This is a genomic window from Helicobacter sp. 13S00482-2 (assembly GCF_002272795.1).
Lineage (GTDB): Bacteria > Campylobacterota > Campylobacteria > Campylobacterales > Helicobacteraceae > Helicobacter_J.
Window position 1 is genome coordinate 33,574 of record NZ_MLAT01000003.1, and the last position, 12,964, is coordinate 46,537.

At 31.4% G+C, this 12,964-nt stretch carries 12 protein-coding genes; 11 read left to right on the forward strand and 1 reads right to left on the reverse strand.

The window, feature by feature from the left end; all coding sequences use genetic code 11:
- Positions 1-12: 12 nt before the first annotated feature.
- The 11 genes from BKH42_RS02350 (at position 13) to mnmH (ending at position 12,432) form a co-directional block, all read left to right on the forward strand.
- A complete protein-coding gene (locus BKH42_RS02350; RefSeq protein ID WP_095294485.1) occupies positions 13-3,021 on the forward strand; it encodes an AsmA-like C-terminal domain-containing protein in 3,009 nt (1,002 codons plus the stop codon).
- Positions 3,022-3,102: 81 nt separating this feature from the next.
- Positions 3,103-3,333, forward strand: a complete 231-nt coding sequence (locus tag BKH42_RS02355) for a FeoA family protein (RefSeq protein WP_095294487.1) — start codon at positions 3,103-3,105, stop codon at positions 3,331-3,333.
- A 1-nt stretch (position 3,334) separates the two neighbouring features.
- Positions 3,335-3,973: an endonuclease III gene (nth, locus tag BKH42_RS02360; RefSeq protein WP_095294488.1), complete on the forward strand. Its 639-nt coding sequence runs from the start codon at positions 3,335-3,337 to the stop codon at positions 3,971-3,973.
- Between the two features lie 135 nt (positions 3,974-4,108).
- Positions 4,109-4,462 carry a flagellar motor switch protein FliN gene (gene fliN / locus BKH42_RS02365; protein WP_095294490.1) on the forward strand — a complete coding sequence of 118 codons (354 nt, stop codon included), beginning with the start codon at positions 4,109-4,111 and terminating at the stop codon, positions 4,460-4,462.
- A 6-nt stretch (positions 4,463-4,468) separates the two neighbouring features.
- Positions 4,469-5,281 carry a hypothetical protein gene (locus tag BKH42_RS02370; RefSeq protein ID WP_095294492.1) on the forward strand — a complete coding sequence of 271 codons (813 nt, stop codon included), beginning with the start codon at positions 4,469-4,471 and terminating at the stop codon, positions 5,279-5,281.
- A 24-nt stretch (positions 5,282-5,305) separates the two neighbouring features.
- Positions 5,306-6,187, forward strand: coding sequence for a TonB family protein (locus BKH42_RS02375; protein WP_095294494.1), 882 nt, complete (start codon positions 5,306-5,308; stop codon positions 6,185-6,187).
- 364 nt (positions 6,188-6,551) lie between these two features.
- The gene (gene pyrC / locus BKH42_RS02380) at positions 6,552-7,574 is read left to right on the forward strand and encodes a dihydroorotase (RefSeq protein ID WP_095294496.1); all 1,023 of its coding nucleotides are present in this window, start codon (positions 6,552-6,554) and stop codon (positions 7,572-7,574) included.
- Complete coding sequence (locus BKH42_RS02385; RefSeq protein ID WP_180673912.1) at positions 7,571-8,701, forward strand: sialidase family protein; 1,131 nt, start codon at positions 7,571-7,573, stop codon at positions 8,699-8,701. The genes pyrC and BKH42_RS02385 overlap by 4 nt, the downstream gene beginning before the upstream one ends.
- Entirely contained in the window at positions 8,698-9,255 is a 558-nt protein-coding gene (locus BKH42_RS02390; RefSeq protein WP_095294500.1) for a hypothetical protein, read from the forward strand. The genes BKH42_RS02385 and BKH42_RS02390 overlap by 4 nt, the downstream gene beginning before the upstream one ends.
- Before the next feature lie 77 nt (positions 9,256-9,332).
- Positions 9,333-11,363 (forward strand): alkaline phosphatase family protein, encoded by a 2,031-nt coding sequence (locus BKH42_RS02395; RefSeq protein ID WP_095294501.1) that lies wholly within the window; start codon positions 9,333-9,335, stop codon positions 11,361-11,363.
- On the forward strand, positions 11,353-12,432 hold the full coding sequence (gene mnmH, locus BKH42_RS02400) for a tRNA 2-selenouridine(34) synthase MnmH (protein ID WP_095294503.1): 1,080 nt from the start codon (positions 11,353-11,355) through the stop codon (positions 12,430-12,432). The genes BKH42_RS02395 and mnmH overlap by 11 nt, the downstream gene beginning before the upstream one ends.
- Here the strand turns inward: mnmH and BKH42_RS02405 are convergent.
- Complete coding sequence (locus BKH42_RS02405) at positions 12,359-12,961, reverse strand: DUF1643 domain-containing protein (protein WP_095294505.1); 603 nt, start codon at positions 12,959-12,961, stop codon at positions 12,359-12,361. The genes mnmH and BKH42_RS02405 overlap by 74 nt on opposite strands.
- Positions 12,962-12,964 lie beyond the last annotated feature (3 nt).

Below are 12,964 nucleotides of genomic sequence, written 5' to 3' on the forward strand. Positions count from 1 at the left end.
ACTGACATAACCATGAGTAAAATCGTATCAAAAAAAATATTGAGCCTAATTATATTCTTTGTCATCGTTCTTATACTACTTTTTACGGGTTATAGGATTTTATCCGATGGATTTCATATCAAAAATCTGAAAATCGGCAAAATAAACATCAGTGGATTGTATCTAAAACTAGACAATAAGCTTATACTAGATATTAACAGACTTGACGTGTCTGCTTATCTAAAGACTTCTTCAAAAAAATCATTTGATGTAGAATCTATCACAAATAATATTAAATACGGTATTTGGGGTATTTCATATTTTCAAAAACTCTCCATCCAAAATATCGTTTTAGATTCAACTAATCAGGCTTCTATGATGTATGATGGCCAACAATACACGCTTGAGTTCCCTAATATCCAAGCAAATTTCGCAATTGAGGATAATAACAAAGATATTAAATTAAAAATTCTCAACCTAACACTTAAAAAAATTGGTGCTCAAGCTGATGGGGATATTGTGTATTCCACGCAAAACAGAAAACTTGGGTTTAATCTCATCGTAAGCTCTATAAGCCAAAAAGAAGATAAGCTCTATCTTCAAGGAATTACAAATTTAAAAATCCTAAAACTAAAGCTAAAGACTTCTGAAATTAAAGATATTAATTTTCTAAAACCCTATTTGGAAGAAAATGAAGAACTTCAAGAATGGCTTTTTAAAAAAATAAAATTTTCTGCTCTTGAGATCAATTCTGCACAAATAAGAGCCATTCTCACAAAAGATAATTTTTTACCAAGCATTATTCAAACTGCAGATATCAAGGCAACTATTAAAAATCCTAAAATTTCACTTGATGAAAATATTTCGTCGATTGACGCAAAAACAGCTACAATATCTCTAGAAAAAGAAAAACTCTCAATCAATCTCCAAGAACCCACCTATGATGGAGTGAATCTCCAGGGCTCAAATGTAGAACTATCTCATATGCTAGAATCCCCAAAGCTACAGATAAATATAACTTCTAAAGATGCTCATTATAGCGATTCTATCAAAAACTTACTCAAGGTCTATGATATTGAACTTCCTATGGACTCAGTGAGTTCATCAATAGATGTTAATTTGCTGATATCTTTACAATTCTTACAAGATTCTTCACCTATAGTAATGGCAAAAGGTCAGATAAATACTCAAGATGGCAATTTTTCCCTCTATAAAATACCATTATGGACAAAAAGTGCAAGAGTTTCTTTAGATATAGCCCCTGAATATAAATATGTTTATATCGACACCATAAACACCCGTTACCAAAATATGGCCGATTTAGACGCAAATATCACCTTAAATTTATTGGACAAAACACTCCAGGCAAATACAAAAATACACAAAATCCATATCAGTACAGACAACGATATCAACACGAAACCTTATCAACAAAGCATCACAGAGAATCAAGAAGGAAAATCTAATGCTGAAAATTCATCAGATGAATCAAATAGAACTTCTGATAGCATCAACTCTGCATATCAAACTCAAGAATCCTCAAAAATTGATACAAAAAAAGTTCTTCAAGAAAAATTCATTTTCCCAACCCAAAAACTCTCCTCGCAAGAACTTAGACGCAAGATTATAGAAGCTATCAAAGCAGATAATCAAAAAAAATTCACTGAAGATGTGATTTATGCAACCTCAGATACATTGCCTACACTTGATGTGAATCTTGATTTTTCAAATCCAGAATCCTTGCAATTATCTATTCCAGATATAGGAATTTCTGGGAATATAGAAGCGAATCTTTATTCTTTAAGGGCAAATGATATATCAAAACTTTATCCATATTCTCCACTCTTAAAGTATATAGGCGTAAAAAATGGGAATGCCACCATAACAACAAGTGATTTTCAAAATATTGATTTTAATATTCAGTTAGCAGATCTAGACATCCCCCTATATAAAAAAGATGGGAAAAAAATATCAGATATCTCTTTATCAGGAAAAATTAACGAGGATAGTATCATTGCAAATTCTCCAAATAATGAAATGGCATTGAATATCAAAGGTTCTCAAATAAAGATAAAACTAAAGGATATGGATTTCAATCTTAACGAATTTATGAACAGTAAAATCCCTGCTGTTGAAGAAATTTTTAAAGATGAAAATTCAAAAAAATCTGACCTGAGTTACCCGCAAATTGAGCAGGAGACTTTTTTTATTCGTGAAAAAAGAAAATATGAGCGAACACATAATATTGAACCTAGTATCATCAATCTAGAATCAGATAACTCTACCATCACATTCAAAGATTATCAAATCCCCTTAGATAGCATAAACTTAAGATCTCAAGATGGTCGTTTAGCAGTAGATGCAACACGTAACAACGGAGTGATGAACCTGGATTTTGTGCATAATAATATTTTTGTTCGTGCCAATAACTTTAGTGGGGATTTTATCAATGATGCATTCAAGATAAACTTCATTAAAGGCGGTTTATTTTCATTTTTTGGAGCTTATAAAAATGAAACCTTTAATGGTGAATTGAACATTCAAAATACATTGTTTAAGAACTTTGCAGTATTGCAAAATATCATTAATCTTATTGATACCATTCCATCTTTGGTAGTTTTCAAAAATCCCAATTTGGGAACAAAAGGCTATGAGATCCAAAAAGGACATATTATATTTGCTATCAATAAAAAATATATTGGTTTTGAACGTATTGATCTAGTGGGAACTTCAATGGATGTAAATGGAAATGGTATTATTGAATCAGATACAGATGAAATCAATATGAATCTAAAGATTTCTACCATTAAGAATTTTAGCAATATCTTAAATAAAATCCCTATCGTAGGCTATCTCATACTCGGCAATGAAGGAAAAATATCTACGAATGTGATCGTTAATGGTACATTAAAAGATCCAAAGACCCAAGTGAGTCTTGCCGAAGATGTTATTAAGGCTCCATTTAATATTTTAAGAAGGGCTTTTACGCCTATTGACATCATTATCAATGAAGTTAAAAAAGAAATGAACGAAAATGAATAATAAAAATTCAATAAAAAAGAATGAATTTAATATTAAGTATTATAATTATGTGGATCTATAAAACCTCATGTAGGAGAGAAAATGACATTAAATGAGTGTAAAATGGGTCGTCAATACAAAATAACAAATATAAATTTTTGTGATGAAGCCCTCAAAAGTCGTTTTATAGCTTTTGGAGTTACAAGGGGGACGATCATTAAAGTTATGCATTGCACGGCAACAAAATCCACACTTTGTGTATGTATTGATCAGTCTCAAATTGCCTTACGTGAGTATGAAGCTAAACAAATTGAAGTGGAAAATATTTCTTAAAATGACCAAAGTTCAAAAAACTAAAGAAATCAAAAAACGCTTTTTAGAGCACTATGGAAATGCAAAAACAGAACTCAAATATAAAAATATTTATGAGTTATTAGTTTGCGTGATGCTCTCCGCACAATGCACAGACAAGAGAGTGAATATCGTAACCCCTGCACTATTTTCAAAATACCCCACTCCTGATCTTTTAGCAAAAGCAGATATTTTAGAAGTTAAACAGCTTATTAAATCCATCTCTTATTTCAATACAAAAGCAAATAATCTGATCAGAATGGCAAACCAAGTAATGGAAAATTTCGGAGGGAAAATCCCTCACACTCAAGAAGAACTCAAAAGTCTATCTGGAGTGGGGCAAAAAACTGCCAATGTAGTCTTGATAGAATATTTTGAAGCCAACTATATGGCAGTAGATACACATGTGTTTAGAACATCTCATAGACTAGGACTAACTAAAGCCAAGACAGCCTTACAAACAGAAACCGATCTTAGCAAAGCCTTTAAAACAGATCTTAGCATTCTGCATCAGGCTTTTGTGCTGTTTGGAAGATATACTTGCAAAGCGGTCAAACCTGATTGCGAAAATTGTTTTGTGCAAGAGTTTTGCCTCTCAAAAAGCAACTTTAAACCTGTGTAATTTTTGAGAAATTTTGAGAAAATAGGAAAAGATTATCAAATTTAAATTAGGGTATAATTTAACTAGGACTCTCAAGATATAAATAAAAATTAGATACAGATTAATATGGCTTGAATCTAGCTTTAAGGGCGAAAAATGAATGAACAAAATCCTATTTTAGACCAACAAAAAATCCATTCTCAAAAGGATATTGAATTAGCAACTTACCTCGAAGATCTCATGAGTAATTATGAAGGATTACTAGATATGGAAATTACTTTTAATGCCGAGCTTGGTTCAACAAAAATTCCACTATCAGAAATACTCAAATTTGAAAAAGGATCAATTATTGATTTAGGGAAACCTGCTGGAGAAAGTGTGGATACCTTTGTCAATGGTAGAGTGGTTGGAAAAGGTGAGGTTATGGTTTATGAGAAAAACCTTGCTATCAGGCTGAATGAAATACTTGATTCTAATGCTATTATTTACTACCTAACAAAAGATTCTTGATCGTAAATGAAAAAAATATTGATTATACTCACTATCTTCTGTAGTTATTTGTTCTCAGAAGCTACCATCAAAAAAATAGAGATTTTTGACCGCAACAACAGCATTGATGTGATATTTTTCTCCGATATGATTTTCACTTCTCCTCCTCAAGAATTTAATATCCAAAATGAAAAAATAATATTACTTAAAAATACAAAAACTGAACAAAAAATACAAAAAAAATTTCCCTCTTCTATTTTAGACTCTCTTGAGGTCTTCTCAAAGAATAAAGATCTTTACATCATTCCAAAATCAAAACTCTCCTTTAAGATCACCGCAAGTAAATCCAAAGATAGTTACACATTAAGGCTTCGTTTTACACCCAAGAAATCTATTGATAACATTCAATCCATAATCAAATCACCCTTATCGGTTAAACCCGCATCAATTAACCGTGGCATCTCTTCTGATACTCCTAATTTAGGAGTACAAGATTATCAATATTGGCTAGTTTTGGCTATTATGGTAGCATTAATTTTAGTAATGTTATTTGTGAGAAGAAAATTAAGCTTAAATAAAGACAAAAAAACAATCTTTGAAATGAAGAATTCAAAACTTCAGATTCTTGCAACAAAAAATATTGATACAAATAACAAACTCTTACTCATTGGTGGAGAAAAATACGAGTACTTAATACTATTAGGCAATAAACAAAATATACTTATTGATAAAATACACGTTGAATCTCCTGAATTTATAAAAGAAATAAAGCATACAGGAAAAACAAAAATGAATCAAAAAAGAATCATTGATGATAAAATTTGGACTTCTCTAAAATAAGAATAAGGTTAAATTAAGGCAAAAATGCAAGACAAAAACTCTGAAAAACGTTTTATTATTGCATTGTTGCTATCCCTGTTCCTTCATCTGCTCATGTTGTTGCTTTTGTATGCAATTAGCAAATTCACTCATAGCCCAGCTCAATTAAAAAAAATAGATGCAAGCAATCTGCTAGTTTTAAAAAGAGGGCATTCTCAAGATCCCTCAAAAACTAAACCTGGTGCACCCCCAATAACAAAGTCAAGCAAAAACAACCCTACCCCAATACCATCAAGAAATACTCCCACACGTATCCCATCGCAAAAAACTTCTCCGACTCCAAACAAAAGTGATAATCCAGAAAAAGCACAAAAAACCCCTATAAAACAAGAACAAAAAAATAAAATCACCCAGCAGAAAAAACAGACAAACTCAAACAATAAAGCACTTAATAAATATCAAAAAAGCTATATTGATCCCAAAAATCTTTCCCTGCTTTCCAACCAACAAATGATGGCATTACAAATGCCTCAAAACAGCTCAAATTTAAGTTCAAAAAACGACCAAGGGCAAGATCGCTATACTAGAGAAGAAATAGATAAGCTCTATGGAGATGAATTTGGAGATTTAGGAAGTGCAGAAAAAGATTTTATCAAAAATAATTTAAGGGATATTGGCAGGATCACGCAAAAATACCTACAATATCCAAGAGAAGCAGGATATTTGGGTCAAGATGGAACTAATGCTATTGAATTTTATCTCTATCCTAACGGTGATATCAGCGACCTAAAAATCATCAAAAATTCAGGATCAATTATTCTAGATAAAAATACCATCAAAACTGTACAAATAGCCTATAAAGACTATCCAAGACCGACAACAAAAACACTTATTAGAATCAATGTGAGATATTTTCTATACAGATAATGCCGATAAAATTATTAATTTTTTCTAATTTTACACTCTTAAAATCCGTATTTACTGCTATTTTAGATCTATTAGATAAAATAACCCTATGAGCCGTCTTTGTGAATACAATTTAATACATTTGAAATTTAGATATTATTATTTAAAAATAATTTTTATCAAATATCATATTTTTAAAAATTAATATTATTGTCTTAATATTTTTTTGTATTTTTAAATCAAAAATATTTTTATAACTTTTATCTTTTTTGAAGCATTTATTTTAAACAAACTTCATTTGATATTAAAAAATTTTCCAAGAATAGGAGTAAAATTAATTCTAACATAGTAAAATTAAAGCCTAACAAAAAATCAAGGACGCCCTATGAAAGAAATTGTCTTGAAAGATCCGCTTGATATGCATTTACACTTGCGAGAGGGTGAAATGCTCAAAAATATCATCGAATACACAACCTCTCAATTTGCAGGAGCGGTAGTTATGCCCAATTTAAACATACCTATCACTACAACTGAACTTGCACTTCAATATCGTGAAGAAATTGCTTCAGGTTCAAAATACAAACGTTTCAAACCATTTTTGACGCTCTATATCACCGAATCTATGAACGAAGAGGAGCTTAAACATGCTAGAAGCAAAGGAGTTAAAATCCTCAAACTTTATCCAAAAGGTGCTACGACAAATAGTCAAGATGGTCTGAATGAAATTTTTACACCTCATATGCTAAAAATTTGTCAGATAGCTCAAGATATGGGATTTATACTCTCTATTCACGGGGAAACAAATGGTTTTTCACTAGATAGAGAGTATGAATTTGGAAAAATATTCGCCAAACTAGCACAAGATTTTCCTAAACTCAAAATCATCATTGAACATATGAGTGATCATAGGAGTATTGAGTTATTAGAAACATATCCTAATATATATGCAACACTCACACTACATCACATCACAATGACCTTAGATGACATGTTGGGCGGAGGGCTCAAGGCTCACCGCTTTTGTAAGCCAATTTTAAAGACACCAAAAGATAGAGATATGCTTTTAGATCTAGCAATCAATGCACACCCAAAGGTTAGTTTTGGATCTGATAGCGCCCCTCATCTGGAAAAAAATAAGCTCAAAGATAATGCTTCAGCAGGAATATTTTCTGCTCCTATGATTCTATGTGCTTTGGCCACCTTATTTGAAAAACACAACAAACTTGAAAATCTTCAAGCTTTTATTAGCGATAATGCTAAAAAAATATATAATATAAACGATTTAGATCCCAAAGAAGTGAGACTACAAAAGAAGCATTGTTGGGTTCCTTCTCAAATAAAACTCATACAAAACAATATCATCCCCTTTAATGCGGGTTCTTTATTGGAATGGACACAGATTATATGAAAAAAATCTATTTTATTCTTATTGTGATTTTGCTTGGTGGATGGTTTTCATACCTCTCCTATCAAAATCTAGAAGATAAAATGGATTTTCAAATAGCTATAAAACCAATTCCCTATACGAACCCTTATTTTTCAAAAATAGATATTCCTATGCCCGAAGGAATTCCTTCTGCTCATTCTGCAACACTCACAAGTCTTCAAAATGGCGATTTACTTGTGGCATTTTTTGCAGGAAGCAGAGAAGGAGCAAAGGATGTGAAAATTTATGGTAGTGTTTATGATGCCAAAAAACGTTTTTGGAGCAAACCTTTTGTGATTCTTTCAAGAGAAGCTCTAAGCAAAAAATCCAAACAATACATCAAAAAGCTTGGCAATCCTGTCCTATACAGAGACAAGGATAGAGTTTATCTTTTTGTTGTTGGAGTGAGTATTGGTGGATGGGCAACGAGTAAAATCTATGAATTTTATATTGATGGTTTCTCGCCTCAGAAAACTTTTAACTACAAACAAGTGCTCCATTTGAGCCCTTTTATGAATATCAGCAATCTTGTGAGATCCGCACCTATTCCACTTAATGGTGGTGGATTTATATTGCCCATCTATCACGAACTTGTTGATAAATATGCACTGATGATTAAATTTGACTCTTCTGGAAATGTTATTTCTATAACTAAACCAAATAATCTCCATAAACAACTTCAACCAAGCCTAGCTCCACTATCACACACAAAATGTCTGGCTATTTTCAGAAATAAAGGTGCTTATGAAAACACAATGTTTTCTCAATTATGCGAGAATGCTGGAGAAAAATGGTTCCCTCCTGAAAAAACAAATATAAAAAACTATGACAATTCGGCCAATCTTACTAGATTCAACAAAGATATCTATCTTATTCATAATACTTTCAACAAATCCCCTAATCTTGATCGTGGTACTTTAACTTTATCAGTGATGATTTCCCCAAAGGAATTCAAAAAAATTATGGATTTAGATCATACAAACTCTGCTGAAGTAAGCTACCCTACAACAATCACAGATGGTGATAATATAGATATAGTCTATACCTTCAATAGAAAAAATATTAGGCATATCCGCCTAAATAGATCCTATTTAAGGACAAAACAATGAACCATTATGTCTTTTCATTAGCATATATGGCATTATTAGGATATTTTGGACACAAAGCAAAAGTTTCAAAAAGAATAAACCTTACCCTAATAATATTAGGTGGCATTGTAGTAAATATCCCTATTAAAAACCTGTCAATCAATATTTTAAGCTATAGCTATGTAGGAGAAATGAGTGTTTTTCTATTCACTTTTTGCATTGTAATGATATTTGAAAATTTTAAAACCCACCAAAGTAATCTTTTGAGTTTTAAGGGATTTGTATTTATTTTTATTTTTGGATTTATTTTATATCTGAGTGCATTTAATATCATTCCTGTAAATCTATACTACCAATCACCTATTTTTATCATTATCACTTGCTGTTTGATTGCAATTCTTGGATATTTCATTGATAAAATATTGGGAATTATCTATTTGCTATCACTTTTTGCATATTCTTTGAATGTAATGGATTCAAAGAATCTTTTTGATTATTTTATTGATGTGCCAACCTGGTTTTTATCTATCATTTACATTTTCACCTACGTAACACGAAAATTTTTAAAAAAATAAAGTTTTTAATATTCTTTTATTGTTTTTTTATAAAAAAATCTTTATTATAATGTTTATTTTCCATAAAAGGCATTTCGATGAGGATTTTTCAAACCATACTAAGAGCGATTAATTTTAGTATTTTTCTTGCTTTTTTATTTGTGTGCATTCGCATATGTTTTATACTTTATGTTGGCATCCATGGAGGTGCAATGGGAGATGATGTAGGGATTAATGACATCATAAATACCCTCATCAATGGTTCTAAATATGACAACAAAACAGTAGCAGCTAGCGGAGTGGTATTTTTAGTTATTGGACTTCTGTCGTGCTTTTTTTCGTCTCAAAAGTGCATCTTGAATATTTATGCGGGAATCATCTTTTTTATATGTATTTTTTTAGGTATCTCGAATATGGCTTTTTATAATATCTACAAGGATACATTTAATGAAAATTTACTAGGGCTTATTGATGATGATCAAATAGCAATCATCAAAACTGCCTTTGAAGGTCACTATCATATCCTGCCAAAAATAGTTATTTGGATAGTTTCAAGCATGATTACTATATTTATTTATAAAAAATTCTGCAACCTAATTGAATATCTTTTTGTTCGAAGATCTGAGAAATATTCTAAAATTTATATATTCATTTCAACATTGATTGCATTTGGAATATTTGGGATATTGACACTTATTTTTATCACTTCACATTTAGGCACCAGAGATATTCCTTTAGATGCCTATACTAAGTTTTCAAAAAATCGCTTCCTTAGAAAAATCACTACAGGGTCATTTCGTGATTTGTATATCGTTTTTAATCATAAAACAAATTTCAATAATTTATTTCCCAATAGATCTCCTATTGACACAACTAAGAGTTTTTTTAATCTCCCTCCAGATTCAAAACCACCTTTTGATCTCTCCAATTTACTCGAACATACAAGCACAAATATAGAAAAAGCTCCTTCAATCAAACATATTTTTTACATCGTTTCTGAAAGCTTGAGTGAATGGAGTTTTGATGATGAATTTGATGATTTGGGCTTAACATCGGGTTTAAAATCTCTTATCGATGGAAAACATGGTTTTAAAATAGAACATTTTTTAGAAAATGCCGATGGAACAATAAGAAGTCTAGATGTTCAACTTACAGGTCTTTTTCAATTTGATGTAGCCTTGAATTCAAAAGCGAGTATTATGCCATTATTCCCAACTGCGATTGCAGGGATGATGAAAAAACTCGGCTATGAAAATAGATTTTATTATGGAGGTTCGGCAAATTGGCAAAGACTCGATAGATACACAGAATCAGAAGGATTTGATAAAATTTTTGGCAATACTGATTTTCTAGAATATGCCAAAGATAAGCCTTACCCAAAACCTCTTGAAAATACCTGGGGCGTGTATGATCCAATCTTATTTGACTTTTTAATTGCAAATACCGCAAATTCAGAAAAACCTACATTCAATATGGTGATGACAACTTCCAACCATTCGCCCTATGATGTGGATCTAAAATACTATAATGTTCCAATGGATAAAATAAATAATTTTCTAAAGACTCACATTCCAAAAAAAGATATCTCTAATGATTCTGATAATGATAGATTATTGGGTCATATTTGGTGGTATGACAAACAAGTCACCCGCTTTATCAAAGAGGCTTCTAAACGCTTTCCGGACTCTCTTTTTGTTATCACAGGCGATCATTATGGCAGACAATATATTAGGGCAAAGCTAACCAAGCGTATTTATAAGTCAATTCCATTGATTATCTACTCTCCAACCCTAACCCCTAAACAACTCTACAACATAGGTTCTCATATTGATATTGCTCCAACCATTGTAGAGCTCGTATCACAAAAAGGTTTTAAATACAGCAGTTTTGGCAAACCTCTCTTTAGCAATAATCACGCAAATAAATATCACAAAAATGCATATGCATTAGGGTATTATGTCGTCGGAACAGATCGTTTTATCTATGTTCCTAAGACACCACTAGAATACTTTAAAAATGCACTCCCAAAATCTGATGACAAAGAAGAAGCAAAAAAACTTTACGAAAAGCTTGAAGAGGCAAAATTTTTGAGTTGGTGGATATTCACAAGGGGTAATATTGTCAAATAAAAAACTTTTTGAAGAATTCGATTATGTCATTGATGTGAGAACACCAAAAGAATATTCTAACTCTCACATCCCTAACTCTGTCAATTTACCAGTATTTACAAATCAAGAACACGAGAACATAGGAACTATCTACAAGCAAGAATCTCCCCTAAAAGCTACCATTATGGGAGCAAGTATAGCTTGTAAAAATATCTCTGCTATATTAGATTCAATCCCCAAAAATAAAGAACTTCAATCCATTCTAAATCACAAAAATAAATTACTTATTTATTGTGCAAGAGGAGGAAAGCGTAGCGAAGCAATGAAAACAATTTTAGGGCATATAGGGTTTCGAGTTACAAAATTAGAGAATGGTTATAAGGGCTATCGAAATGAAGTGGTGAATTATTTTTCTACTCCCCTAAGACATCATTTCATAAGTCTTTGTGGTCCCACTGGATGCGGAAAAAGCGAAATCATAGAAATTCTAAAAACTTCTAGTATTGATTTAGAAAAATTAGCAAAGCATTATGGATCAAGTTTTGGCACAATGGCAACTCAGCATATGGGAAATCAACCTTCACAAAAAATGTTTGAGAACACTCTTTATGAGGAGTTGTGCAACAAGGAAAAAGAATCTATCTTGTTCATAGAATCAGAATCAAGAAAACTAGGAAATCTAATCATTCCAAGTACTCTGTTTGAGACTTATCACAAGGGTACAAATGTTTTGATACAAGCCCCTATGGAACAACGAATCAAACGAATTGTAAATTTATATCAAGATATATCTGAAACAGAGTTTTTTTCTGCAATGAAAAAAATAAAGCCTTATATCCCTAAGAGTATTTTTATCAGTCTTGAAAAATTATGGGAAAATCAAGAATTTGAAGAAATTGCTAGAATCTTAATAGAGAAATACTACGATAAAGTTTATAAAATAGCCAAACATTCTCATAGAATTTTAAATACAAACCTAGCTGAGACTGTCAAAGAACTACTAGAGATAAAAAATCTTATAAAAGCTGAAGTCCCCTATAATGGTAATGTTCAAGTGAAATCCCATTTTGCAAACTGCTCAAAAAATTAGATAACAAAATTCCTCCATCTTTTGGAACAATATGACAAGGATGAGAACTTTTGAGCAATCCAAAACAATAAATTTTATCCTGATATTTTTGTATTTTTTTCCACAAACTCGTTGCATAAGCATTATGAAGCTCAAGTTTTCCTGCTCTACGAAAAACATTATCTCCCCACGCACAGAAGATTTTTTGACTTTTGGCAACACAATACTGGATATATTGGAGATTTTTTTCAGACATCTCCCCATTATATTGAAGCAAATCCGTAGTTTTATGACTGATATATGGGTAAAGATTAAGCATGTATATGCCCCCATAATTTCCATCTTCAAACATCATCGCAAACTCTTTACAAACAAGTAAAGTGCTATCCCAATGGTGGGTATCAGAGGTTTCTGGATTTAGGGTAATGAAACACAATTTTGGTTTTTTTTGATCCCAAGTTCGCTCTAACATAAAACGATAGGATCTATCTTTAGAAAATATAGAAAAACATTCATAATCTTCGCCTATTCTATCAGATACAAAAAGCATTAC

Bases quoted from the DNA above. Each gene is read 5' to 3' on its own strand.
- BKH42_RS02350 (WP_095294485.1), top strand. From the start codon at position 13: ATGAGTAAAATCGTATCAAAAAAAATATTGAGCCTAATTATATTCTTT.
- BKH42_RS02355 (WP_095294487.1), top strand. From the start codon at position 3,103: ATGACATTAAATGAGTGTAAAATGGGTCGTCAATACAAAATAACAAAT.
- nth (WP_095294488.1), top strand. From the start codon at position 3,335: ATGACCAAAGTTCAAAAAACTAAAGAAATCAAAAAACGCTTTTTAGAG.
- fliN (WP_095294490.1), top strand. From the start codon at position 4,109: ATGAATGAACAAAATCCTATTTTAGACCAACAAAAAATCCATTCTCAA.
- BKH42_RS02370 (WP_095294492.1), top strand. From the start codon at position 4,469: ATGAAAAAAATATTGATTATACTCACTATCTTCTGTAGTTATTTGTTC.
- BKH42_RS02375 (WP_095294494.1), top strand. From the start codon at position 5,306: ATGCAAGACAAAAACTCTGAAAAACGTTTTATTATTGCATTGTTGCTA.
- pyrC (WP_095294496.1), top strand. From the start codon at position 6,552: ATGAAAGAAATTGTCTTGAAAGATCCGCTTGATATGCATTTACACTTG.
- BKH42_RS02385 (WP_180673912.1), top strand. From the start codon at position 7,571: ATGAAAAAAATCTATTTTATTCTTATTGTGATTTTGCTTGGTGGATGG.
- BKH42_RS02390 (WP_095294500.1), top strand. From the start codon at position 8,698: ATGAACCATTATGTCTTTTCATTAGCATATATGGCATTATTAGGATAT.
- BKH42_RS02395 (WP_095294501.1), top strand. From the start codon at position 9,333: ATGAGGATTTTTCAAACCATACTAAGAGCGATTAATTTTAGTATTTTT.
- BKH42_RS02405 (WP_095294505.1), bottom strand. From the start codon at position 12,961: ATGCTTTTTGTATCTGATAGAATAGGCGAAGATTATGAATGTTTTTCT.